At 74.8% G+C, this 24,540-nt stretch carries 20 protein-coding genes and 2 pseudogenes; 15 read left to right on the top strand and 7 right to left on the bottom strand.

Annotated features, from left to right (window positions below; translation table 11 throughout):
- Positions 1-55 precede the first annotated feature (55 nt).
- Positions 56-526 (top strand): cupin domain-containing protein, encoded by a 471-nt coding sequence (locus ACZ5NJ_RS28770; protein WP_468768489.1) that lies wholly within the window; start codon positions 56-58, stop codon positions 524-526.
- Between the two features lie 127 nt (positions 527-653).
- Here ACZ5NJ_RS28770 and ACZ5NJ_RS28775 read toward each other — a convergent pair whose 3' ends face one another.
- The 3 genes from ACZ5NJ_RS28775 to ACZ5NJ_RS28785 all read right to left on the bottom strand — a co-directional run bounded on the left by ACZ5NJ_RS28775 (position 654) and on the right by ACZ5NJ_RS28785 (position 4,050).
- On the bottom strand, positions 654-2,174 hold the full coding sequence (locus ACZ5NJ_RS28775; RefSeq protein WP_468768490.1) for a glutamate synthase subunit beta: 1,521 nt from the start codon (positions 2,172-2,174) through the stop codon (positions 654-656).
- Between the two features lie 127 nt (positions 2,175-2,301).
- The gene (locus ACZ5NJ_RS28780) at positions 2,302-2,802 is read right to left on the bottom strand and encodes a hypothetical protein (protein WP_468768492.1); all 501 of its coding nucleotides are present in this window, start codon (positions 2,800-2,802) and stop codon (positions 2,302-2,304) included.
- Between the two features lie 144 nt (positions 2,803-2,946).
- Positions 2,947-4,050: a mechanosensitive ion channel family protein gene (locus ACZ5NJ_RS28785; RefSeq protein ID WP_468768494.1), complete on the bottom strand. Its 1,104-nt coding sequence runs from the start codon at positions 4,048-4,050 to the stop codon at positions 2,947-2,949.
- A 296-nt stretch (positions 4,051-4,346) separates the two neighbouring features.
- Here ACZ5NJ_RS28785 and ACZ5NJ_RS28790 point away from each other — a divergent pair, with 296 nt between their 5' ends.
- The 4 genes and pseudogenes from ACZ5NJ_RS28790 to ACZ5NJ_RS28805 form a co-directional block, all read left to right on the top strand.
- Positions 4,347-5,318, top strand: coding sequence for a hypothetical protein (locus ACZ5NJ_RS28790; RefSeq protein WP_468768495.1), 972 nt, complete (start codon positions 4,347-4,349; stop codon positions 5,316-5,318).
- Between the two features lie 334 nt (positions 5,319-5,652).
- Positions 5,653-6,285 carry an NADPH-dependent FMN reductase gene (locus ACZ5NJ_RS28795; protein WP_468768649.1) on the top strand — a complete coding sequence of 211 codons (633 nt, stop codon included), beginning with the start codon at positions 5,653-5,655 and terminating at the stop codon, positions 6,283-6,285.
- 339 nt (positions 6,286-6,624) lie between these two features.
- Entirely contained in the window at positions 6,625-7,203 is a 579-nt protein-coding gene (locus ACZ5NJ_RS28800; protein ID WP_468768496.1) for an RNA polymerase sigma factor, read from the top strand.
- A gap of 866 nt (positions 7,204-8,069) precedes the next feature.
- Positions 8,070-8,837: pseudogene (locus ACZ5NJ_RS28805) on the top strand (IclR family transcriptional regulator); the annotation flags it as partial.
- 223 nt (positions 8,838-9,060) lie between these two features.
- Here ACZ5NJ_RS28805 and ACZ5NJ_RS28810 read toward each other — a convergent pair.
- Positions 9,061-10,476, bottom strand: a complete 1,416-nt coding sequence (locus tag ACZ5NJ_RS28810; RefSeq protein ID WP_468768498.1) for an MFS transporter — start codon at positions 10,474-10,476, stop codon at positions 9,061-9,063.
- Between the two features lie 139 nt (positions 10,477-10,615).
- Here ACZ5NJ_RS28810 and ACZ5NJ_RS28815 point away from each other — a divergent pair, with 139 nt between their 5' ends.
- Entirely contained in the window at positions 10,616-11,437 is an 822-nt protein-coding gene (locus ACZ5NJ_RS28815; protein ID WP_468768650.1) for a helix-turn-helix transcriptional regulator, read from the top strand.
- 18 nt (positions 11,438-11,455) lie between these two features.
- Here ACZ5NJ_RS28815 and ACZ5NJ_RS28820 read toward each other — a convergent pair whose 3' ends face one another.
- A complete protein-coding gene (locus tag ACZ5NJ_RS28820; RefSeq protein ID WP_468768500.1) occupies positions 11,456-12,400 on the bottom strand; it encodes a nucleoside hydrolase in 945 nt (314 codons plus the stop codon).
- A gap of 258 nt (positions 12,401-12,658) precedes the next feature.
- Between ACZ5NJ_RS28820 and ACZ5NJ_RS28825 the strand changes: the two genes are divergently transcribed.
- From ACZ5NJ_RS28825 to ACZ5NJ_RS28850, 6 genes are all read left to right on the top strand, one after another.
- Positions 12,659-13,324 (top strand): DUF4360 domain-containing protein, encoded by a 666-nt coding sequence (locus tag ACZ5NJ_RS28825; protein WP_468768501.1) that lies wholly within the window; start codon positions 12,659-12,661, stop codon positions 13,322-13,324.
- A 69-nt stretch (positions 13,325-13,393) separates the two neighbouring features.
- A complete protein-coding gene (locus ACZ5NJ_RS28830) occupies positions 13,394-17,071 on the top strand; it encodes a hypothetical protein (RefSeq protein WP_468768503.1) in 3,678 nt (1,225 codons plus the stop codon).
- Positions 17,072-17,196: 125 nt separating this feature from the next.
- Positions 17,197-17,364, top strand: a complete 168-nt coding sequence (locus ACZ5NJ_RS28835; RefSeq protein ID WP_468768505.1) for a hypothetical protein — start codon at positions 17,197-17,199, stop codon at positions 17,362-17,364.
- A 230-nt stretch (positions 17,365-17,594) separates the two neighbouring features.
- Complete coding sequence (locus tag ACZ5NJ_RS28840) at positions 17,595-18,401, top strand: ABC transporter substrate-binding protein (RefSeq protein ID WP_468768654.1); 807 nt, start codon at positions 17,595-17,597, stop codon at positions 18,399-18,401.
- Positions 18,398-19,198 (top strand): amino acid ABC transporter permease, encoded by an 801-nt coding sequence (locus ACZ5NJ_RS28845; protein ID WP_389614045.1) that lies wholly within the window; start codon positions 18,398-18,400, stop codon positions 19,196-19,198. The genes ACZ5NJ_RS28840 and ACZ5NJ_RS28845 overlap by 4 nt, the downstream gene beginning before the upstream one ends.
- A gap of 13 nt (positions 19,199-19,211) precedes the next feature.
- Complete coding sequence (locus ACZ5NJ_RS28850; protein WP_468768507.1) at positions 19,212-20,078, top strand: amino acid ABC transporter ATP-binding protein; 867 nt, start codon at positions 19,212-19,214, stop codon at positions 20,076-20,078.
- 19 nt (positions 20,079-20,097) lie between these two features.
- Here the strand turns inward: ACZ5NJ_RS28850 and ACZ5NJ_RS28855 are convergent, their stop codons facing one another.
- Positions 20,098-21,285, bottom strand: a complete 1,188-nt coding sequence (locus tag ACZ5NJ_RS28855; RefSeq protein ID WP_468768509.1) for an MFS transporter — start codon at positions 21,283-21,285, stop codon at positions 20,098-20,100.
- Positions 21,286-21,397: 112 nt separating this feature from the next.
- On the bottom strand, positions 21,398-21,793 hold the full coding sequence (locus ACZ5NJ_RS28860) for a DUF3224 domain-containing protein (protein ID WP_468768511.1): 396 nt from the start codon (positions 21,791-21,793) through the stop codon (positions 21,398-21,400).
- A gap of 304 nt (positions 21,794-22,097) precedes the next feature.
- On the opposite strand from ACZ5NJ_RS28860, the gene ACZ5NJ_RS28865 reads away from it, so the two are divergent.
- From ACZ5NJ_RS28865 to cysK, 3 genes and pseudogenes are all read left to right on the top strand, one after another.
- A complete protein-coding gene (locus ACZ5NJ_RS28865; protein ID WP_468768513.1) occupies positions 22,098-22,670 on the top strand; it encodes an NADPH-dependent FMN reductase in 573 nt (190 codons plus the stop codon).
- Complete coding sequence (gene epsC / locus ACZ5NJ_RS28870) at positions 22,670-23,284, top strand: serine O-acetyltransferase EpsC (RefSeq protein ID WP_468768515.1); 615 nt, start codon at positions 22,670-22,672, stop codon at positions 23,282-23,284. Before ACZ5NJ_RS28865 ends, epsC begins: the two co-directional genes overlap by 1 nt.
- A gap of 121 nt (positions 23,285-23,405) precedes the next feature.
- Positions 23,406-24,341 (top strand): annotated as a pseudogene (gene cysK / locus ACZ5NJ_RS28875) (cysteine synthase A); the annotation flags it as partial.
- Positions 24,342-24,540 lie beyond the last annotated feature (199 nt).

Here is a 24,540-nt window from a genome sequence, read left to right on the forward strand (position 1 = left end):
TTCCGGTTCCTATGATGCCATGCGATGCCGTACGAGGCGAGGAAGGGGCCGCGTCATGACCACCGAAGAGGACCGATTCATCCTGCTGGAGCCCGGGGCGGCCCGGCCGGGCCGGATCCCGCTGCCGCCGGCGTTCGCCGTCAAGGCCTCCACGGCCGACACCGGGGGGCGGCTGTCCCTGCTGGAGGTCACCGTCGCGCAGGACGTCCCCCGCCACACCCACCACCTGGCCGACGAGTGCGTCTACGTCCTCGACGGGGTCCTCGGCATCGAGTTCGACGACCGGACCCACCGCGCCACGGCCGGAACCTTCGCACTGCTGCCCCGGGGCGTCCCACACGCCCTGCGCCGCGCCTCCGACCCGCCCCCGCGGGTCCTGCAGATCTCGGCGCCCGGAGGCTGGGAGTGCTACGTCGAGGACCTGATCGAAGCCGGGCCCGCCGTCCTCACCGACGGCGAACTGGACCCGGCGAAGATCAACCCCATCGCCGCCCGGCACCACGTCCGCTACGAGGAGGCCCACTGACAACGAGGGCGCCTAGGGGGTGTCCGCAAAGTAGCGTCGTCCGCCCGCAGGGCGGGCCCCGCGGCGTCCGGTGCACCGAGAGTGCGTGCCGGGCGTCGTGGGGCAGGCGGGACTTTGCGGACACCCCCTAGGCATCCGCCGGGTCCGCCCCGTACCTGAGGCGTCCGAGGGCCGTCATGGGGCGGTCGTGCGCGGCCACCGGCTCCGGCAGGACGGTGGAGCCGGTCAGGTAGCGGTCCACCGCCGAGGCCGCCGACCGGCCCTCGGCGATGGCCCACACCACCAGTGACTGGCCCCGCCCCGCGTCCCCGGCCACGAACACCCCCGGCGCCCGCCCGCCCGCGGCGGCGAAGTGCGCGTCCCGGGCGAAGTTGCCGCGCGCGTCGTACTCCAGCCCCAGCTGCCCGCACAGCCCGCCGGCCCGCTCGGGGCCGGAGAAGCCCAGCGCCAGCAGCACCAGCCCGGCCGGTATCACCCGCTCCGTCCCCGTCAGGGGCCGCCGCTCCCCGGGCTCGACCTCGGTCAGCCGCAGCGCCCGCACCCGGCCGGCGGCGTCCCCCTCGAACCGCAGGGTGGCGCTGGAGAACAGCCTCGGGTCCTGCCCCGCCCGCCCCCGGGCCTCCTCGTGGGCGTGGGAGATCCGGTACACCTTCGGGTGCACCGGCCAGGGCTCGCCCTCACGGCGGTCCGGTCCCGGCTCGGGGTTGATGTCCAGTTGGACCACCGACAGCGCGCCCTGCCGCAGGGCCGTACCGAGGCAGTCCGAGCCGGTGTCGCCGCCGCCGACGACCACCACGTGCACCCCGTCGGCGCTCACGGGCGACACCGCGAGATCGCCCTCACAGACACGGTTGGCGCAGGTCAGGTACTCCATGGCCTGATGGATCCCGCTCAGCGAGCGCCCCGGCACCGGCAGCTCGCGGCGCTCCCCGGCGCCGACCGCCACCACGAGGGCGTCGTAGCGGCCGCGCAGCCCGTCCGCCGGTTCGGCCCCGCCGACGTCCGAACGCGTCACGAAGTCGGTCCCCTCGGCGCGCATCTGCTCGATCCGGCGGTCGAGCAGGTCCTTCTCCATCTTGAACCCGGGGATGCCGTAGCGCAGCAGGCCCCCGAGCCGGTCGGCCCGCTCGTGGACGACGACGCGGTGCCCGGCCCGGGTCAGCTGCTGGGCCGCCGCGAGCCCGGCCGGGCCGGAGCCGATGACGCCCACGGAACGCGTCCCGCGCCGCTCGGGCGGGCGCGGGGTCATCCAGCCGCGCCGCAGCCCCTCGTCCGCGATGGTCTGCTCGACGTTCTTGATGGTCACCGGATCGGCGTTGATCGCGAGGACACAGGCGTCCTCGCAGGGTGCGGGGCAGAGCCGGCCGGTGAACTCGGGGAAGTTGTTCGTCGCGTGCAGCCGCTCGTACGCGGCGTGCCAGTCGGAGTGCGCGGCGTAGCCGTTCCATTCGGGGATCAGGTTCCCCAACGGGCAGCCCGCGTGGCAGAACGGGACCCCGCAGTCCATGCAGCGGCTCGCCTGTTCCCGGACGAGCGGCAGCAGCGCCTGCCCCGCGTACACCTCGCGCCAGTCGCCGAGCCGCTCCTCGACGGGGCGGGCCGGGACGGCCCTGCGGGGGATCCTGAGGAAGCCGAACGGATCGGTCACGCGCCGCCTCCCTGGACCGGGTCCCAGCGGGGTAGGAGGAGCGGTACGGCGCGCCCGAAGCGCGCCGTATGCCACCTTCCGACCAGATTACGCCGTCCGGGCGATCCGGCACCCCGCCCCGCGGGGCTCAGTAGCCCCAGCGCGGCTGCGACCCGTCCTGCCGGCAGGTGATCATGCGGCCGTTCCCGGCGTGGGTGGAACGGCCCACGTCGGCCTTGCGGCAGTACTGGCCGGCGTTGTAGCAGTTGCCCGCGTTGGAGGTGATCTCGCAGTCCGCCCGGGCGGGCTGTTCCGGCGTCTTCGCCTTCGCCGTCGGCTCCGGCGCCGGATCGGCGGCGGTCCGTGTGGCGGTGGGCGCCGCGGGGGCCTTGGCGTCGGGGGTGGTGGGGGAGGGACTCGGGAGGGCCGACGGGGTGGCGGACGGCGAGGGCGTCGGGGAGACGGCCGGTGCCGACGTCGCCGAGGCCGACGGCGGGGGCGGCACGGCCGGCCCGCCGCCGTCGGCGGGCCCGCAGGCGACGGCGACCCCCGCCGCCAGCAGGCCGACCAGGGCCAGCCGTATCCGCCCCGCCCGCCGTCCGCCCGTACGGCCGTGCCCGGTTCCTCTGTTCCCGCCCGCGCTTCGCATCCGTGCCCCCACCTTGAGTCGCCGCTCTGAAGTTGATCAAAGGAGCAACATCATAGGAACGGGTGTCCGGTTCGCCGGCGGCCTCCACCCAATCGTGACCACCGGGACCGGGACCGGGACCGGCGCCGGGACCGGGGCTGCGGGCTACCGGTCCGTCAGAAGCGCCTGCGCGGAGCCGTCGCGCTGGTGGGGGACCGGGGCGGAGACGACCGGGCCGTGCTCCTCCGGGCGGAAGGAGACCGTGCGCGTGGGGGCGGGAATGGAGATGCCCTCCTCCCGGTAGCGCCGGTGCAGGCGCTTGATGAACTCGTGCTTGATCCGGTACTGGTCGCTGAACTCGCCGACGCCCAGGATCACGGTGAAGTCGATCCGGGAGTCCCCGAAGGTGTGGAAGCGGACCTTCGCCTCGTGGTCGGGGACCCCGCCCTCGATGTCGGCCATCACGCCGTCCACCACGTCGAGGGTCACCCGCTCCACGTGCTCCAGGTCGCTGTCGTAGCCGACCCCCGCCTGGACCAGCAGCGACAGCTTCGCCTCCGGCTGGGTGAAGTTGGTCATGTTCGTCCGGGCGAGCCGTCCGTTGGGGATGATGACCAGGTTGTTCGACAGGTTGCGCACCACGCTGTTGCGCCAGTTGATGTCGACGACGTAGCCCTCCTCGCCGCTGCTCAGCCGGATGTAGTCACCCGGCTGCACCGTCTTCGACGCGAGGATGTGCACCCCCGCGAAGAGGTTGGCCAGGGTGTCCTGGAGGGCCAGCGCGACCGCCAGACCGCCGACGCCCAGGGCGGTGACCAGCGGGGCGATGGAGACCCCGACGGTCTCCAGGGCGACCAGCACGCCCATCGTCAGGACGACGATCCGCGTGATGTTGACGAAGATGGTGGCGGACGCCGCGACCCCGGTCCGGGACTGTGCCACGGACTGCACGAGCCCCGCGACCACCCGGGCCGCCGTGAAGGTGGCGAAGAGGATCAGCAGGGCGGTCAGGGACTGGCTGACGATGTTCCCGATCCGCGCCGTCAGCGGCAGCGCGGTCGCCGCCGCCGCCGCGCCCGCGATGACGGCCGCCCACGGGGCGAGCGTCCGCAGCGCGTCGACGATGACGTCGTCGCCGGTCCACTTGGTCCGCTCGGCGTGCTTGGCCAGCCACTTCAGCAGGGCCCGCAGCAGCAGCCCGGCCGCTCCGCCCGAGGCCAGCGCGATGGCGGCCACCACCCAGTCGTGCAGCACGAGGTCCCGGGTCACCGCACGCCCTCCGCTCGGGCGAGGTCCGGCCGCGGTATGTGTCGTGTCGTCACCATGTCACCTGTCAGGTCGCGTTGTGCGGGGCCCGTTCGAGCGGACGTACGCATTCCGAACGGACTGTCATCCTGCCGCATGCCCCGCCGCCCCCCACAGCGGGGCGCCGGAACGTCCGCCCTCCCCGGCCCCTGCCACCACGCCGCAGTTGCTCCGGCCCGGCGAACTCCTCACCTGCCCGGCCCACAGCCCCGGCCCCGCCGGACCACCGGGCCCGGCGGGGCCCGGTGGGATGTGCAGTCATGAACCTCCACGCGCACAAGGGGACCCGCCGCTCCCGGGCACGCACCCGGGTCCTGCTCGCCTCCCTCGCCGCCGCGGCGGCCCTGACCGGCCAGCTGGTCGCGACGGCACCGGCCGCGTCCGCGGCCGGCCCCAAGCCCTCGGACCCCGCCCCCGCCGCCCCCGGCAAGCAGCGGACCCCCGCCAAGCCCCCGTCACCGGCCCGGCAGCAGCCCCCGGCCGGGGGCCAGGTCCGCGACCCGGACCGGGACCGGGACGACGACCGGGACCGCGACCGGGAGCAGGACAAGGACGAACACCGGCAGAAGCAGAGGACGGCCCCGGTCGCGCACGGCCTGCGCCAGTTCACCTCCGACAACACCTTCACCCCGCCCGCGGGCGTCACCTCCGTCTTCGTCCAGGCCTGGGGTGGGGGCGGCGGTGGCGGCGGCGGGGGCGGCTCCAACGCACAGGGAGGCGCGGGCGGCGCCGGGGGCGGCGGGGGAGCCGGCGGCTTCACCTGGTGCGCCCTCAAGGTGACCCCGCTGACCGACTACGGGGTCGACGTCGGCGCGGCGGGCAGCGGTGGCGGCGGGGGCGCGTCGGGGGTCACCGGCGTCAACGGGACGGCCGGCACCGGCGGCGCGGCCAGTACGGTCACGGCGTCCGCGACCGGCACCACGCTGCTCACGGCCGGCGGCGGCGGAGGCGGCGGAGGCGGCGGCGGAGCCACCCCCACGGCCTCGGGCCCCGCCGGCGCCCCCGGCACGGGAGGCACCGGCGCCTGCTCCACGGGCGGCGTGAACCTGCCCGGCGGCAACGGCGGCCCGGGCCTCACGGGTGCCACCGCCGTACCCGACGGCATCGTCGGCCTCCCCCCGCTGACCGCCACCGGCGGCAACGGCGGCCCCGGCGGCGGAGGCAGCGCGGGCCCGGGCCCCGGCGGCCCGGGCCACGGCGGCGGGGACGGCTACGTCGTCATCTGGTGGTAGCGGCCTGAACCGCCCGCTCCCGGTGCCCCCGGGAGCGGGCGGCGCCCCGCGCAGCGGACCCGCCGACGGCCCGTCCTCCGGGAACGCACGGTCCCGGACGGCGGGGACCCGCGGCCGCCCCGCGCCCCTGCCGGGCAGCCGGGTGACGTACGGGCCGCCCCGCGCGCGGCCCCGGCCGGAGCGCACCGCCCGCCCGTACAGTCCGCTGGGGACCCCCGCCCCGGCGCCGGGGGCGAGCACCGGCAAGGGAGACAGCGTGACCTCGAACGACCAGGCCCACTTCCCCGCGGATCCGGCCCGCCCCCACGACGGGCACCCCTCCGCCCGCGCCTCGATGCACGTGTTCGTGCTCTCCGGGTCCTCCCGTACCGGCTCCGTCAACGCACGCCTGGCGGCACTCGTCGCGGGACTGGTCGTGCGCACCGGGGCCACCGCCGAGCCCGCGCTGCTCCGGGACTTCCCGATGCCGCTCTACGACGGGGACGCGGAGGCCGACGAGGGCGTGCCGGCCGGGGCGCTCGCGCTGCGCGAGCGGATCGACGCGGCGCAGGCCCTGGTCATCGCCTCGCCCGAGTACAACGCCTCCGTCCCCGGCCCGGTCAAGAACGCCGTCGACTGGGTCTCCCGCGTCCGCCCGCAGCCCTTCAAGGACAAGCAGGTCCTGCTGGTGTCGGCCTCCCCGTCGATGGTCGGCGGCAACCGGGGCCTGTGGGCGCTGCGCGTCCCGCTGGAGCACCTGGGCGCACGGGTCTACCCCGACATGTTCAGCCTGGCGGCCGCCCACCAGGAGTTCACCGAGGACGGCGCCCTCGCCGACGCCGGCCTCGGCGAGCGGCTGGCGTCGACCGTCGGCGCCTTCCTGGACCTCGCCGAGGCCGACACCCGCTACCTGTGCCTCCAGCGCCGCTGGTACGAGTTCCTCGGCGACCGGACCGACGCGCCCGTCACCGCCCGCGCCCAGGACTGACCCACCGGCCACCGCTGCCTCCCCGCCGTCGACGCACGCCCCGCTTCCCCCCGGAAGCGGGGCGTGCGCTGCTGTACGGGGGGCGCGCGCCACGGCGGATGCGACTCTTCCGGAAGATTTCCGGACCCGGCGTGCACGATCGGGCGCCTTTTCCGATGGGGTGGTGATGGGGGGAGCTTGTCGCTCCACGGCTGCCGGACACGGGGGCAGGCGGCCCGCTACTCACAAGCCACTCGGAAGGTTCCACGTCGACGTGAACGCTGCCCGGAACGGCACCCTCGTGCTGATAGACCTCACCCCAGCCCGTCAGGACCCGGAAGAACAACGGTGGGGGGACGCATGAACGAGGGCGAGTTCGACCCAGCCGGGGACCAGACGGTCTCCAGTGAACTGGCGGGCGTGCTCCCGGTGGAGTTCACCGCGTTCCACTCCCAGCAGCACCGCGCCTACCTGCGCTACGCCCACCTCCAGCTGGGCAACGCCAAGGACGCCGAAGAAGTCGTCGACGACGTCTTCACCTTCCTGCTGAAGGTGTGGCGCCAGGCGCTGAAGGAAGCGAGCCTCCACGGCTTCGCGTGGGCGGTGCTGCGCGAACACGTGGAACGGCGCCTGGGCGCCCTCGGCCGCCAGGTCGCCATGGTGGAAACGGCCTGGTTCTCGGCACTGCGCCGCTCCTCCAGGGAGCGGCTCGAACTGCTGGAGTCGAAGCTCGGCCTCTACGCCGCGATCGCCGAACTGTCCGAGCGGCAGTACGACGTGGTGCTGCTGGCCTTCCTGCTGGGCAACGACTCCGACACGGTCGCCCGGATGATGGGGATCTCCCCCGCGACCGTCCGGTCGCACGTCCGCGGCGCACGCCGAACCCTGTCCCGCAAGCTCGGGGTGGACTGGATCCCCGGAGAGGAGAAGGAGCAGTGAGCGACATGCCCGCTGACCGTGACATGCCGCTGCGCGCACTGGACGCGGCCCTGGACGACGCGGCGGTGCTCGCCGAGGAGTACGCCGGCTACGACGAGGGGGCCGCCCGGCGCCGGGTCGCCCGACGCATCGCCGCCGACCGCGCCCGCTCGGCGATCGGCACCGACACATCCGCCGAGACGGTCCGGGGCCGGGCCGCGTCGACCGCCTGGGACGACCTGGTGCTGGACGCCGCCTGCCACGTGCGGGCCGCGCGCTGCCTGGACGACCTGACCTGGTCCCTGGCCGAGAGCCGGGACTTCGCGGAGCTCGCCCTGCACGCCCGGTCCTGGCCCCACGGCGTGGACTCGGCCCTGCTGTTCGGCTGCCTGCTGCACCTGACGGACCGGCTGGAGGCCGCCCAGTTCTGGTTCCAGTACGCCGCCGGCGCGGGATCGCGGACCGCCGCCCAGTGCCTCTACCTCCACCACCTGGCCCGCGCCGAGGTCCGCACGGCCCGCCACTGGAAGCAGCAGGCCCGCCTCCTGCCCGCCGAGGAGCACCTGCCGCCCCTGCCCCAGATCCCGGACAACCTCGAAGAGACCCTGGGCGCCTCGGTCATCTGGACCTCCCCGCCCATCAGCACCCAGGACCTCACCACCCTCACCGCCGGCCCCGGCCGGGCCGAACGGCCCCCGTACCGGCTGCCGGCGCGCCTGCGCCAGGCCGTGGCGGCACGCCCCCGCAAGGAGCACCCCGAGCTGGGCGACATCGTCACTCCCAGCCCGCCCGTCGCCGTGGCCGTCGCCCGGCACGCCCGCCTCAACCCCGCGCACCTGACGCACGAGGCGAACGCCTGGGCCCTGGAGGCCCTCAAACAACCGCAGCTGACCCACGCCGCCCGCCGGACCACCGAAGGGCCGCAGGCCCCCGCCGCGCTGGCCTCCGTCCACCAGGCGCTGCGCGTCCTGGAGGTCGTCAACCGCTACTCGGGCGGCGTCAGCCTCACCCAGATCGCCCGCGAGACGAAACTCCCGCAACTGGTCCTCGCCCGGGCCACGGAACAGCTCGTCCGGGCCGGCCTCGCCACCCCCACCGGACCGGACGCCTACGTCGCCGGCCACGCCCTGCTGCTGGCCGACGCGGCCTGCGGGGAGGGCCGCGGGCACCTGCGCGAGACCCTGGCCTGGGTACGGGACGCCGTCGGCGCCGCCGTGTACGTCGCCCGCTACGCCGACGGCGAGGTCTCCATCACCCAGTACGCCGACGGCCCCGGCGCCCCCGCCGTCGACGAATGGGTCGACTTCCGCGCGGCCGCCCACGCCTCCGCGGTCGGCAAGGCCCTGCTGACCCAGCTGGACTACGACGACCGCAAGGACCACCTCGCCCGGCACGAGATGTCCCGCTTCACCTCCCACACCGTGACCAGCCAGGAGGCCCTCTTCCACCAGCTCGACACCCGCCGGCCCAACACCCCGCTCCTCGACTTCCAGGAGTACGCCGTCGGCACGGTCTGCGCGGCCGTACCGATCACCGCGGGCCCGAACGCCGAGTGCGTGGCCCTCTCCATCCCCGTCCCCGACCCGGCCCGGCTCAGGCAGGCGGCCCGGATCCTGCAGAGTGAGGCCGCCGCCGTCTTACTCGCACTGATCGTCGCGGGCAGCACCCGTCCCGGCCCGGCCCGGCCCGCGTTCGACCCCTGCGGGAGCCTGAGGTACCCGCCCGAACCGGACGCGGCGCCCGGACTGGTCGCGGCGCCCGGACGGGAGACCACGATCCTGTCCCCGACGGCCTAGGAGGCGGCCGCCCGGCCCGTACCCTCCGCACAGCCGAGCGGGCCCGGACCGGAGGTTCCGGACCGGGCCCCGCTCGTACGGCTCAGGCCCTGCGCCGGCCCAGGCCGGCCGCCACCAGCAGGGCCGCGCCGGTCACCAGGGCCGCGTCCACCGCCAGGACCGTGCGCACCCCGTCGAAGAGGGAGGCCTGCGTCGTGGCCAGGACGCCCAGCAGCGGGATCCCGATGGTGAGGCCCACCTGCTGGGTGGTGGTGACCAGGCCGGTGGCCAGGCCCTGCTCCCCGTCGGGCACCCCGCTCGTGGCGGTCAGCCCGTACGAGATGATCGCGCCCAGGTGGCACATGCTGCCCAGCGACACGGCGACGGTCGCCACCAGCGCGCCCGAGTCCGGGCCCACCAGCAGCAGCGCCGCGGTGAACAGCCCCTGCCCGGCCAGGGATCCGACCAGGGTGCGGCGGGCGCCGAAGCGGCCGACGACCCGGGGGACCAGTGAACCGGCGAGCGCCGAGGCGACGCCCTGGACGCCGAAGACCAGACCGGTCAGGAACGAGGACAGCCGCAGCGTCTCCTGGAGGTAGAGGGTCAGCACGAAGATGACCGTGGACATCATCGAGAAGGTCACCAGCCCGCCGACGTTGCCCCAGGCCACCGTGCGCCGCCCCAGCATCGGCAGCGACACCAGCGGCGCCGGGGACTTCGACTCCACCCACACGAACAGGGCCAGCAGCACCAGCCCCGCCACCAGCGTCGTCCGGACGTCCGCCCCGCCGAACCCGCGGTCGGCCGCCGTCGACAGGGCGTAGATCAGCGCGAGCAGACCCGCGGTCACCGTGACGGCGCCCGGCACGTCCAGGCGCGGCCGCTGCGGGGTGCGGGACTCGGCCAGCAGGGCCGGGGCGAGGACCAGGACCACCAGCGCGGCGAGGGCGAGCAGCCCCATCGTCGACCGCCAGCCCAGGGTGTCGGTCATGACGCCGCCGAGGACCATGCCGACCGTGAAGCCCAGCGACAGCAGCGTCCCGGAGATGCCGAGCGCCCGGTCGCGCTGCGGGCCCTCGGGGAAGGTGGTGGTCAGCAGGGACATACCGGCCGGCACGATCGCGGCCGCCCCGAGGCCCTGGAGGGCGCGCCCGGTCAGGAAGGCCGCCGGGTTCCAGGCGAGGGTGGCGAGCAGCGAGGCGGCGCCGAAGAGCGCGAGGCCGGCCAGGAAGAGCCTCTTGCGGCCGTACAGGTCGCCGATCCGGCTGAAGAGGAGCAGGAACCCGCCCGAGGGCAGGGTGAACGCGGTCACCGCCCACTGGAGGGCGGACGGAGACAGGCCCAGGTCCCTGCCCAGCGCCGGCAGGGCCACGTTGAGGACGGAGAAGTCGAGCGCCACCATGAACTGGGCGGCGCACAGCACGAAGAGGACCAGCCGGGCCCGTCCGGAGAGCCGGGCGTCCTCGGTGGCCGCCGGGTGCGGGCCGGTTGGGGCGGGGGTGCGGATGTCTGTGGTCATGCCCCCACCCTCGCGGCCCGGGAACGCCCGTGAAGAGTGGGAACTTATCCTGTTGGTGCCACCACCAGGCAGCCGAACAGGGGGATTCGTGGCCACACCGATCGACCGGAACCGCCGGAGGGAACTGCGCGAGTTCCTCATGAGCCGGCGTGCCAGGGTCTCCCCGGCGGAGGCCGGCCTGCCCGGCGGCGGAGCCCGCCGCCGCACCCCGGGACTGCGCCGCGAGGAGGTCGCCGTCCTCGCCGGAGTGGGCGTCTCCTGGTACCAGTGGCTGGAGCAGGGCCGCGACATCACGGTGTCCGGACAGGTCCTCGACGCGGTGAGCCGGGTCCTCGGACTGACCAGCGCCGAACGCCGGCACCTGTACGTGCTCGCCGGCCTGAACCCGCCCGCCCTCGAAGTAGCCCCCGGCGACCGGGACATGTGCCAGGGCCTGCAGCGCCTGATCGACGCCTGGATGCCCTTCCCCGCGCACATCATGGACGCCTACTGGAACACCGTGATGTACAACGACGCGGCCTCGCTGGTCCTCGGGATGCGCCCGGAGATCGTGCAGAACTGCCTGATCGCCTTCTTCACCGACCCCGTCTACATGGCACGCTCCCCGCACTGGGAGGAGATCGCCGTGGACGTCGTGGCCCAGTTCCGGGCCACCTGCTCCGAACACCCCGAGGACGAGGGCTTCCAGGCGGTCCTGGAGCAGGCGCGGGAACTCAGCCCCCGCTTCGCGGAGTTGTGGGAACGGCAGGAGGTCCGCCCCGGCGGCCAGCTCCGCAAACAGATGGAACACCCCGTCGTCGGCACCCTGTACGTGGAGTCCACCCAGCTGCGCGTACCGGCCCGCCCCGACCTGGCGATCGTGCTGCACACCCCGCTGCCGGGCACGGACACCGCCGAGAAGCTGGAGTGGTTGACCTCGCCGGAGGGCCGCCGCGGACTCATGTACCCCGTCGCCGGCTAGGGAGCCCGGCGTGCCGGGTCACCCGGTGCGGGTGCCGAGGGCCGCGACGGCGCCGACCATGCGGTCCCAGAACGCCTCGCGGTCCAGGGCGACGGCGACGCGCGCGTTCGCGGGCCGGCCCAGGTAGCCGTGCGGGTCCACGACCGTGGCCCCGCGCGTGTGCGTGCCCCGCAGCTCCACCGCGACGTACGCGTCCACGCACTCCACGATCGCCGGATCGATGACCCGCGCCACCGCCACGGGATCGTGCAGCGGAGGGTGGGGCATGCCCCACAGCCGCCGGTAGGCGGAGCCGAAGAAGGTCAGCAACTCGGCGCACACGCTGCCCAGTTCCGTGCCCAGTGCCTCGAAACGGGCCACCACCTCCGGGGTGGCCAGGGCCTGGTGGGTGACGTTGAGCCCGCACATGGTCACCGGTACGCCGCTGCGCAGGACGATGTCGGCGGCCTCCGGGTCGGTGTACACGTTGAACTCGGCCGCCGGCGTCCGGTTGCCCCGCTCCGTGGAGCCCCCCATCAGCACGATCTCGCGGATCCGGCCGGCGCACTCGGGGTAGCGGGTCAGCAGCAGGGCGATGTTGGTGAGCGGGGCCGTGGGCACCAGCGTGACCGGCTCCGGATGCGTCGTCAGGATCCGGTGGAGCAGCTCCACCGCGTGCCCGGGCACCACGTCGACCGAGGGGGCCGGGAACCGCGGCCCGTCCAGCCCGGACTCGCCGTGCACGTCCGCGGCGACCGCCAGCGGCTGGAGCAGCGGACGCGCGCACCCGGCGGCGATCGGCACGCCCGTGATCCCGGCGACCGTGCACACCCGGCGGGCGTTGAGGGTGGTCTTCTCCACCGTCTGGTTCCCGGCGACCGTGGTGACGGCGAGCAGGTCGACCGCGGGATCGGCGGCCGCCAGCATGAGGGCGAGGGCGTCGTCGTGTCCGGGGTCGCAGTCGAGGACGATCGGGACGGGCACGGGCAGTTCCTCCCGGTGGGGGACGCTGACCCGCCCAGTCTGCCGCCGCCCGCGCGCGCGGGCCGCCACTTGTGCGCCAAAACGCCGGAACCGCTGGCGGATACACGCGGTTTCGGGCGGGTCGTGCGGAAGATTCGCCCGGGCGGGTGGCCGCGCAGCGGACCCGCGGGGGGTGCCTGCCGCGCCTGCGCCGCCCGGCCCGGCCGGTGTGGAACGGTTCGAGCCGGTCACGCACAGCAGCGATCGGAAGGACCCCCCATGTTCAGAACGGTGTTCACCGCCGGCGCGGCCGTCGCCCTCGCCGCCGCGGCTCTCACGCCCCCGGCGGGCGCCGCCACCGGCGCGGGCCCGTCCTTCGCGCCCCCCGAGCAGATCACCATCGACGTGGTCCAGGTCAACGGTTCGGGCTGCCGCCCCGGCAGTGCCGCCGTGGCCGTCGCCCCCGACAACACGGCCTTCACCGTGACGTACAGCGAGTACCTCGCCCAGGTGGGCCCCGGCGCCAAACCGACCGACTTCCGCAAGAACTGCCAGCTGGGACTGAGCCTCAACGTCCCGCAGGGCTACACCTTCGCCATCACCCAGGCCGACTACCGCGGCTTCGCCAGCCTCCAGCAGGGCGCCGCCGCCACCCAGAAGGCCAGCTACTACTTCCAGGGCATGTCCCAGACCACCAGCCGCAGCCACACCCTGCGCGGCCCCTTGCGGGACGGCTGGCAGGTCTCCGACACCGTCCCCGTGGAAGCCCTCGTCTTCCATCCCTGCGGGGCGAAGCGGAACCTGAACATCAACACCGAACTGCTCACCGAGGCCGGCAGCTCCGACCCGGCCAGGGACACCAGCTTCCTCACCATGGACTCCACCGACGGCAGCATCAACACCAAGTACCACTTCTCCTGGAAGGCCTGCCCCCAGCGGCGCTGACCCGGGCCCCGCGGCGGACGGGTGCCGGCCGCGGGGGAGTTGTCGTACCCGCTGCCTAGCATGGCGTCCATGAGCAATTCGCAGAGCAGTTCGGTTTCCGGGATGGTGCGCGCCGCCCTGGCCTCCCCCCGCCGCGACGGCGAGGCCGTCGTCGCGGGCGCCGCCCTCCGGGTGGTGGAGTCCGCCCGGCCGGCGCGCACCGTCGCGGCGGGCGTGGCGGCCGCCGGAGGGCCGGCCGGCGAGGCCGCGGACCGGCTGCGCGGCTGGGCGGACGACCTGCTCGGCGACCGTCCCGACCGGTGGCTCGGCGTGCACGACGCGCTCGCCCGCCACCGCGGCACCCTGCCCGAACTGCTGGCCGACGTACCGCCGCCCGCGCCGCCGGCCGCCCCCGGCGAGGTCCGTCCGCCCGTTCCCCGCAGCGTCCACGCCACGCTGGTCCTGCTGCTGGAGCACGCCCGGCCCGAGCACGCCGCCGCGGCCCTGGCCGCCCTGCCGGCCCGTACCCGTGACGGACTGCTCGCGGGTGGCGCGCTCCCCGCCCCGTCGCTGCTCACCGCCGTCACCGAGTACGGGGACCGGACCGCCCGGGCCGCCCTCGCGCGGCACCCGCGGCTCGACGCCCGGGTCCTGGCCCGGCTGTCGGCCGTCGGGGACGCCGAGGTCGCCGCCGCCGTCTACCGCAACCCGCGCTGCACCCCGTCCCTGCGCCGCACCCTCGTGCGCGACCTCGCGCGGGTCCCGATGGACGGGGCGCTGCGCGCCGAACTGACCGACGCCACCCGTCCGGTCCCGAACACCTGGCTCATGCCCCTGCTCACCTCCGGGGACCCGGAGCTCACGGTCCGCGCGCTGAGGAGCCTGCGGACCCGGGGCGCCGTCCAGCGGCACGCGCTCGCGCGCATATGGGAGAGCGCCGGACCGGAGGCGGTCGAGGCCCTGCTCGACGGCCCGGACGTCCTGCGGCACCTGACCGTGCCCGTCTGCACGGCCGTCCGCGAGGCCCTGGCCGCGGAGGACGGTTCGGGCGAGGGGCTGCGCCGCCTGCGCGAGGGCGGCGAGCCGTACGAGGACCCGGCCCGGCTGCCCGCGCTGCTGGCCACCACCCGCGGCACGAGCAGCCTCGGCGCCCTGCTGTCGGAGCCGTACGCCCACGACATGGCGGCCCTCGCCGAGGCGCACGCGAAGACCCCGTTCATGCCCAGGGCCTGCGAGGAGCTCGCCCGGCACGAGGCGGCGGACGACGCGCAGCGCCTGGCGTTCCGGCTCAGCGTCCTCAACGAGCCCTGGCGGTCCGGGGGACGACGGGCCGGCAACGCGGAGCCGCCCGGGCGGCGCCTGGCCCGGGAGCGGCTCGACGGTTCGGCCGCGGACTGGGCGGAGGGCATGGCCGCGGCGGGCCTGCTGGACCCGGTCGACCTGGTCCGCACGGCACGCCCCGCGGTGCACGCGGTGGCCGCCCTGGCCCGGCTCACCGAACGGAACCTGCTCACCGGCACCGCCCTGGCCGAACTGCGCGCCCTCACCGACACCCACCTGGCCGGCCGCCCCGAGGCCTGGGCCGCCGTGGACACCGCACTGCCCACCCACGAGGGCACCCTGGCCGACCTCCTGACCCACCCGGCCCCCACCCCACCACCCCACCCCGAAGCGGCCCCCCACCCCGACACGGCCGCATCCCCCGCCCCGGCCCCCCAGCCCGCCACGCCGACCGGTTCCGGCACACCGACCGGTTCCGGCACACCGACCGGTTCCGGCACACCGACCGGTTCCGGCACACCGACCGGTTCCGGCACATCGGCCGGTCCTGGCACGTCGGCCGGGGGCGGGGTGTCCGCGGAGGCCGGGACGGGGCCGGAGACTCCGCGCACGGCCCACGAGCGGGCGGCGCTCGCCGCGTTGGACCTCCTGTACTCCCTCGCGCCCGCCGGCGCCCCGCTGCCCGCCGACCCCGGCACCCTGCGCTTCCTGGCCGGCCACCGCCAGGAGGACGCCCCCGGCCTCGCCACCCCCCGGTGGCTCGCCCGGGCCTGTGCGGACGCCGGTGTCGAACCGCCCGGCGGCGGCCCCTGGTACACCGCCCCCGCCCCCGACGAGGTCCGCGCCGAGCGCCCCCGGTCCTGGGGCAGCAGCGTCCGGCTCACCGAACAGGCCTACACCCAGGGCGTCCTCCCCGCCGAGGAGCTGCCCGCCCTGCTCCCGGCACACCACCTCCTGGTGCGGCCCCACGACTGGCGCCGCCTCGCCTTCGCGGGCGCGTGGCGGGCCGCCGTGGCCCGCCTGCTGCGCGCCGAACTGGGCACCGACCCTGACGCATGGCTCAGGCTGGCCGGGACGGCCTCGGCCGCCGCCCTTCCGGACAACCGGGCCGACGGGGACGGGCCCACCTGGACGGAGCTCCTGCGGCTGTCCCGCACCCCCGACGCCCCCGGGCCGCCCGCCGGCCACCCGCTGCCGGAGCACCGCCCGTGGGGCTCGGTGAGCAGCCCCCCGACGACCCCGGACGAGGCGCTCCGGCTCCTGGAGCGGGGCAACCGCCAGTGGATCTGGCCGGTGGGCACCCTGCTGTCCCTGGCCGACGCCGAAGCCGTCGACGCGGTCCTGCCCCGCCTCGGCCCCGACGGGCCCTGGCTGCTCGCCGCGTACCTGCTGCGCCACGACCGGACCCCGCGCGTCCTCGTCGACCGCCTGCTGGAGGGGCGCGACCCGCGGGCCCTGCGGCTGCTCGCCGCCGCGTCGCGCCGGCTCCCCGACGTCGCGAAGGAACGGCTGGCCGACCTCGACGACCCCGAGGTCGACCTCACCCTGCTGCGCTGCGGCACCACCGCCCGCCTGGCCCGCCGTATCGTCACCCGCCCCCACTCCCGCACCGCCGCGCGGGTCCTGGCGGAGCTGCGGGCCGACCCGTCCGCGCCCCTGCCCGGCGGCTCGCGCTGGCTGCACTCGCGCGAACCCGCCCTGATCGAGGAGGTGTTCGCCCGCCAGGGCGCCGACCTGGGCTTCGCCGAGCAGGCGGTCGGCTGCCTCGGCCTGGTGGAGCACGGCGGGCCGGCCCGGCTGGCCGCGCTCGCCGAGAAGGAGGTGCTCGGCCAGGCCGCCGCCAAGCTGTGCGCCAAGGCACTGGCGTCGCCCGACCCGGCCGCCGTGATCGGGGCCCGGGTGGCCCGGGAACTGGACCCCGCCCGACTCGTCGGCCGGCTGCGGCGCGCCCCGCTGCACTGGCGGACGACCGGCACCGTGCTGTCCGTCCCCGGCGAGGTCGACTGGGAGGCCCTGGCCGCCGCCCACGAGGAGGAGCCGCTGCCCAACTGGGAGTTCCTCGTCAACCTCCCGGGCGCGCCGGCCGCGATACGGCTCCGGTACGCCGCCCTGCTGCACGAGCCCGGCCCGGACGGCCTGCCCGACGGCCCCGCAGCCACCCGGGCCCGGGCCCGCCACGGGCTGGCCGGCCTCTACCACAGCCCGCCCGTCATCCAGTTCGACGGCCTGCTGGCCTCGGGCCACCTGACGGCGGACGACCTGCTGCACGCGGCGGCCCCGGCGGCACAGATCCTGGCGTACCTGGGCACGGCGGCCCGCCGCGCGGACGCCCCGCCGCAGGCGCGGGCCGCCCTGACCGGACTCGCCGCCCTCGTCGAAGGCCGTCTCGCGGCAGACGCCGGCGCCTGGGGCCGGGTCACCGCCCGGCTCACGGGCCGCGACCCCCACTGGGACCCCGTCTCCCCGGTGGCCGGCCTCCTGGCCTGAGAACCGATGTGTACGTCATGTGAAGAAATGTCATTGGGGGCGTTCGGGTGGGAGTCGCAACCATCCGCAACCGAGCGCACAGAGTAATAACTCATTACAGCCAGTAACTACATTCGGGAGGTTCGATGGACACCGCACCGACGTACGCACTGTCGTCCCGCATGCCCCGCTGGGCACTCGACCCCTACCGGTTCCCCGGCCTGGAGGACCTGGAGGAAGCCGAATCCCACGGGGAGCCCGGTGGCTCGCCCGTCCCGGCGCAGGCCGGAAAGCCCCACCGGCCCTCGCGCTGACGCGGCCGCCGGGGACGCGGCCGCCGGACGCCGCCGCCGCGTCCCCGGACCCGCCGCATCGCGAATCTTCCGCCGCCGCGCACCGCCGGGGCTTACGATCACGATCGGACGGTCCCGTCCCGCGACCGCCGCCCGCCCTGCACCCGTGGAGGTCAACCGTGTTCCGCACGGCCGAAGGACACCGCAGTCAGCGCACCAGCAGCAGCCCGGGCCACCGCGGCCGCGCCCGCCTGCGGGGAGCGGCCTGCGCCGCCGCCGCGGCGGGCGTGTTCCTCACCGCGGGCTGCTCCTCCTCCGGCGAGAGCGGACCGGGGGAGGCGGCCGGCGGAGTGCCCGTGGTCGAGAAGGGCAAGCTCACCACCTGCACCCATCTGCCCTACCCGCCCTTCCAGTTCGAGCAGAACGGCAAGGTCGTCGGGTTCGACGTGGCCCTGATCGACCTGGTCGCCCAGAACCTCAAGGTCGAACAGAAGATCCTCGACACTCCGTTCGAGAACTTCAAGACCGGCGCCTTCCTCAACTCGGGCCAGTGCGACCTCGCCGCGGCCGGCATGACCATCACCGACGAGCGCAGGAAGAACGTCGACTTCTCCGTCCCCTACTTCGACGCCACCCAGGCGCTCCTGGCGACCAAGAAGAGCGGGATCACCTCCCTCGCCGACGTCAAGGCCAAGTCCGCCAAGCTCGGCGCCCAGGCCGAGACCACCGGCGAGAGCTACGCCAAGAGCCAGGGCTTCAACCCCGTCGCCTTCGAGAGCTCGGACGCCGTCCTCAACGGCCTGCGCACCGGCCAGGTCGACGCGGTCGTCATCGACTACCCGGTCGTCCAGGGCTGGCTCAAGGACAAGGCCAACGCCGCCGAGTTCGTCCTCGGCCAGAACATCGAGACCGGGGAGAAGTACGGCTTCTCCGTGAAGAAGGGCAACTCCGCCCTCCTCGCCGCCATCGACAAGGCCATCACCACCGCCAAGGCCGACGGCACCTACAAGAAGCTCTACGAACAGTGGATCGGCCCGCTGCCCCAGGCAGCGTCGTGACCTCTCGGCTGACCCGGCGCCAGCGGCGCCGCGTCTGGCAGGGCGTCCAGTACGCGGTCTTCGTGGCGGTGCTGGTCCTGGTCGGCGTCCTGGCCGACTGGGACCGGCTGCAGAACCAGTTCGCGCAGAAGGACCTGGTCGCGCGGCTCTTCCCGCAGATCATCACCACCGCCCTGCGCAACACGGTGGTGTACACCTTCTCCGGGTTCGCCTTCGGCCTGGTGCTCGGGCTGGTCATCGCCATGATGCGGCTGTCGTCGGTGGCCCCCTACCGTTGGGTCGCGAGCGTCTACATCGAGCTCTTCCGCGGCCTGCCCGCCCTGCTGATCTTCATCTTCGTCGGGGTCGCGGTGCCCCTGGCCTTCCCCGGCACCGCGATCCCCGGAGGAACGTACGGGAAGGTCGCGCTCGGCCTCGGTCTGGTCGCGGCCGCCTACATGGCGGAAACGATTCGGGCGGGCATCCAGGCCGTGCCCAAGGGCCAGATGGAGGCGGCCCGCTCGCTCGGGTTCTCCCACGGCCGCGCCATGGTGTCGGTGATCATCCCGCAGGCGTTCCGCATCGTCATCCCCCCGCTCACCAACGAACTCGTCCTGCTGTTCAAGGACTCCTCGCTCGTGCTGTTCCTGGGCGTCACCCTGGAGGAGCGGGAACTGACCAAGTTCGGCCGGGACCTCGCCAGCGAGACCGCCAACTCCACCCCGATCCTGGTCGCGGGCCTGTGCTACCTCCTGGTGACCGTACCGCTGAGCTTCGTGGTGCGCCGCCTGGAGGCCCGCGCGGACAAGGCCACGTGAGGAGGAGGACACGATGTCAGGGACCACGGGAACGGCGGGGGACACCATGGGCGCGGACCGCGCGGAGATCGAGATCCGGGGACTGCACAAGTCCTTCGGCGACAACCACGTCCTGCGCGGCATCGACCTCGACGTCGCCCGCGGCGAGGTCGTGTGCGTCATCGGGCCCTCGGGCTCCGGCAAGTCCACCCTGCTGCGGTGCGTGAACCTGCTGGAGGAGCCGAGCGAGGGGCGGGTCTTCGTCGGCGGCACGGAGCTCACCGACCCCGACGTCGACATCGACGCCGCCCGCCGCCGCATCGGCATGGTCTTCCAGCAGTTCAACCTCTTCCCGCACGTGAGCGTCACCGGCAACCTCACCCTCCCGCAGCGGCGGGTGCTGGGCCGCGACAAGGCCGAGGCCCTCGCCGTCGCCCGGGAGAACCTGGAGCGCGTCGGCCTCGCCGGGAAGGCGGACGCCTATCCGGCCCAGCTGTCCGGCGGGCAGCAGCAGCGCGTGGCCATCGCCCGGGCGCTGTCGATGGGGCCGGAGGTGATGCTCTTCGACGAGCCCACCTCGGCGCTCGACCCCGAACTCGTCGGCGAGGTGCTGTCGGTGATGCGGGTGCTCGCCGGGGAGGGGATGACGATGATGGTCGTCACGCACGAGATGAGCTTCGCCCGCGAGGTCGCCGACCGGGTCGTGTTCATGGACGGCGGTGTCATCGTCGAGCAGGGACCGGCGGAGCAGGTGGTGACCCGGCCGGCCCGGGAACGGACCCGTGACTTCCTCAACCGTGTCCTGGACCCGGCGGCCGTGCGGGCACCGGGAGCAGAGGAGGAGGACGACGGCGGCCGCGGCCGGGAGGGCGGGCGGCCCGACGCCCCGGCGGGCGGCTGACCGGGCACCGCCCCGCCGCTCAGCCCGTCCGCACCGGCCTGCGCAGCAGGTAGGCGCCCGCGGCCGACACGAGGACGGCCATGCACGCGATGAACACGAGCCCCGCGCCCTCCAGCCCGACCGGACCCACCAGCAGCCCCACACCGATCACCGGCACCGAGATACCGAAGTACGCCACCACGAACAGCGTCGAGATCACCGCGGCGCGGTGCTCGTCCGGCGAGGCCCCGGCCACCGCGGACAGCGCCCCGCGGAACGCCAGCCCCTGACCGCAGCCGCCGACCACCGCGCTCAGCACCACCAGCACCAGCAGGTCCCACCGCAGCGCGCCCGCGAGCAGTGCCAGCCCGCCCAGCAGCCCGGCGCAGCCCAGCGGCAGCGAACGCGCCACCCCCAGCCGGCCGACGGCCAGCTGGCCGGCGGTGGAGCAGAAGAAGGCCAGCGCGACGACCAGCCCGCTCACGGCGTGGTCGCGGACCCCGAGCGACTCCGACAGGAACGCCGGGCTCACCGAGGTGAACACCCCGAACAGCGCGAACCCCACGAACGCGGCGATCGCCGCCGGCGCGAACACCGGGCGCACCGGGGGCGGCAGGCCGGGCCGCTGCGGCCGCACGGCGCTCAGGGGACCCCGTTCCCGGACGGTCTCCGGCAGCCTCCACAGCACGGCGGCCGAACCGGCCACCAGGGCGAGGTGCACGGCGAACGGCAGGTACAGCGGCCAGGGCGCGAACTGCGCGAGCACCCCGGCGAGCAGCGGACCGCAGCCCAGGCCGCCCATGTTCGCGGCCGTCGCGACGAACGTGGCCCGGGCCGTCGCGCCCTCCGGGGCCAGTTCGAGGACGTAGGCCGTGGCGGCGCCGGTGAACAGTCCGGCGGACAGCCCCGACAGCAGCCGGCCCGCGTACAGCCAGGGCAGACCGGTGGCCGCCAGGAAGCAGACGGCGCTCCCCGCCGCACACCCCAGACCGGCCAGCAGGACCGGCCGCCGCCCGAGCGAGTCCGAGGCGTTGCCGGCCAGCAGCAGCACACCGATGACCGCGAAGGCGTACACCGCGTAGACGACCGTCACCGTCAGCTCGGAGAAGGAGAACTTCTCCTGGTACAGGCCGTAGAGCGGAGTCGGCAGCGTGGTGCCGGTCATGCACACGGCGAAGACCGCCCCGCTGAGCAAACACTGGCGCCACCCTCGGCGATCACCGTCCATGCCGCCGACGGTAACCCCACCCGCCGCCCCGACCCGGACAGGCGCGCGACGCCGCCGCCGACCGGTACGCGCCGACCGGGACGCGCGCATCCACCGGCGGGGGGGTGTCGGCCTACAGGTCGTAGTCGAGCACGTAGGAGTGCCCGCCGTCCTCGGACCCGAGTATCCAGAAGGTGCCCGAGAGCCCCTTGAGCTCACCCGAGCCCGTCCCCTCGACCACCCGGATCGCGAGCCGCTCGCCCTGGCTGCCCGGCGCGCTGTGCTGGAGGACGAAGGAGCCGGCGCGGCCCTCCAGTTCCCCCTCGAACAGCTCGACGGCGACATAGGCCGCCGGCCCGCCCGCCGTGTCGGAAACCGACAGCATGTGCACCGTGCTGCTCCCGGCCAGGCCGCCCTGGAAGGTCTTGGCCAGGCGCACCCGGCCCAGCCCGGCGCCCGGACCGCCCTGCTCCACCACCTCGGGCTCGAACGACGTGACCTCGAACGTCCCGCGCGCGCTGCTGCTCATCCCACTGCCCCCCGTATTCGGTCCCTGCTTCTCCTCGAAGCCTCGCACACGCCACTGACAACGCCCCGGCCCCGCACGCCCGCCGGCCTGGCCCGGTTCTGCAGTGGTCCTCCGGCGGGGCGCGAGTCACGGTCGAGTCCGGCTGCGGTCGGCGCTGGCACCGTATCGACGGAGACACGGGGCGGATGGCGTCCGCACTCCATCGCCGCTCCGACGCGGGTGCGGCGCTCCTGCCGGGGCCACCCCTCCCGCGCGTGCACGAAGCCTGCCGACAGGGAGGCCGAGAAACAAAGGAGTTCCCCTGGTGAAGATCGTTCTGATGTCGGGCAGTACCCGACGGGACTCGCTGAACACGACCGTCCTGGAGACCGTGCGCCACGTCCTGGCGGGCCTTCCCGGCGCGCACGAGACGGTGGGCCTCCCCGTCGCGCACCTGCCGTACTACGAGGCGGAGCTGGAGCTCGCCGACGGCTCGGCGGCGGTGCGCGCGGCCAAGGAACTGGTCGCCGGCGCCGACCTGCTGTTCATCAGCACCCCCTCCTACAACGGTGCGATGCCCGGCGCGCTGAAGAACGCGCTCGACTGGCTGTCCCGGGCGGACGGCGCGCGCCCCAGCCCGCTGGCCGGCACGGTGACGGCCGTGGCCAGTGCCTCCCCGGGGGCGCGCGGCGGCCTCGACGCGCAGGCCGGGCTGGTCACCCTGCTCGGCCGCTGCGGGGCGCACGTGGTCGAGCACGAGCCCGTCGGCGTCGCCCGCGCCGCCACGCTGGCCGTCGAGGACGGCCGCTACACGGACCCGGAGCTCGTGGCCCGGCTGGAGAGCCTGATCCGCACGGCGCTCGCCGCCGTCGAGGCACGCACGGAGGTGCTGGTCTGATGGCGCGCGACAAGGAGCCCGGCCTGCTGGCGATCATGAAGGAGGACCTGGACGTCGTCGTCGCCCAGGACCCCTCCATGCGCAATCGCCGCGAGGCCCTGCTGCACGCGGCCCTGCCCGCCCTGTGGGCGCACCGCGTCGCCCACCGGCTGCACCGGCGAGGCATGCGCATGACTGCCGGCCTGATCGCCTGGCAGGCCCGCCGCAAGACCTCCGTGGAGATCCACCCCGGCGCGGTCCTCGGCCGGCGGGTGTTCATCGACCACGGCGCGGCCGTCGTGATCGGCGAGACGGCGGTCGTCGGCGACGACGTCACCATCTACCACCAGGTGACCCTGGGGGCCGTGGGCTGGTGGAGCGACAACAAGCGGCCGGCCGGCGAACGCCGTCACCCCGTGGTCGGCCACCACGTGGTCCTCGGCACGAACGCGACGGTCCTCGGCCCCGTCACCATCGGCTCGCACGCCGTCATCGGCGCCCAGGCCCTCGTCAACAAGGACGTCCCCCCGGGAGCCCGCGTCCTCGCCGCCACCGCCGTGATCAAAGCGGTCGGCGAGCAGCCGCAGCCGATGGAGGACCTCTACGCGGTGACGGCCTCGGCCGGCTCCTGGTAGGAGGGAACACCCGCCCTCCCCGCCTCGCACCAGCCCCCCACGAAGACTGCGCCGGCGTACGGGCGACCGTACGGACACCCCCGACTCGCAGCCGCACCACCCGACTTGTGAGGAACCACACGTGGAAAGCCGTAAGACGCGCCCCATCGCCGACAGCATCGAGGACCTGATCGGTGCGACCCCGCTGATCCGCCTGCACTTCGAGGACACCGCCCCGGGCACGCGGGTGCTGGCCAAGCTGGAAACCGCCAACCCGATGTCCACCAGCAAGGACCGCGCCGCCCTCTACATGCTGCGGGCCGCCGAGCAGCGCGGCGAACTCACCCCCGGCAGCGGCACGGTGATCGAGGCGACCTCCGGGAACACCGGGATCTCCCTGGCCGCCCTCTGCGCGTCCCGCGGCTACCGCTGCGTCATCGTGCTCCCCGACAGCGCCACCCGCGAGCGGATCGCCCTGCTCAGGGCGCTCGGCGCGGAGGTCGTGCGGACCCCGCGCGAGCAGGGCTACTCCGGCGCGATCGCCAAGGCGGAGGAGCTGCACGCGGCGACGCCGGGCTCCTGGTTCCCCCGCCAGCACGAGAACGCCGACAACGTCCGGGCCCACTACGAGACCACCGGCCCGGAGATCTGGGCCGACACGGAGGGCCGCGTCGACGTCCTGGTCTGCGGCGTGGGCACCGGCGGCACCCTGAGCGGCATCGCCGCGTACCTCAAGGAGCAGAACCCGGAGATACGCGTCGTCGCGGTCGAGCCGGAGAACTCCCCGGTCCTCTCCCAGGGCGTCGGTGGCCTGCACCGCATCCCCGGCCTCAACGGCGGCTTCGTGGCGCCCACCACCGACGTCTCCCTCATCGACAACGTGGTGACCGTCACCGACGAGGAGGCGCTGGCCGCCGCCCGGCAACTCGCCCGCTCCCAGGGCATCTTCGCCGGGGTCTCCTCCGGCGCCGTCGCCCACGCCGCCGCGCGGCTGGCCGCCCACCCGGACTACGTCGGCGCGTCGATCGTCACCCTGCTGCCCGACACGGGCGAGCGCTACCTGAGCCTGTGGGACGAGGAGGAGCCAGCGGCCGCCGGGCAGTCGACGGCCCGGCAGCCCGCCCCCGCACGGCGCGCCGCTCCTTCACGGACCGCCCCGCAGCCGGCGGCCCAGCAGACCACGTCCCCGCAGCCCACGGCCCCGGAGGCCGCGGCCCCACAGTCCCTGGCGCTGACCACCAAGTCCTGACCCCGGGGCCCGGCCGGTCCGACCCCGC

It is taken from the genome of Streptomyces sp. NPDC032091, assembly GCF_055580265.1.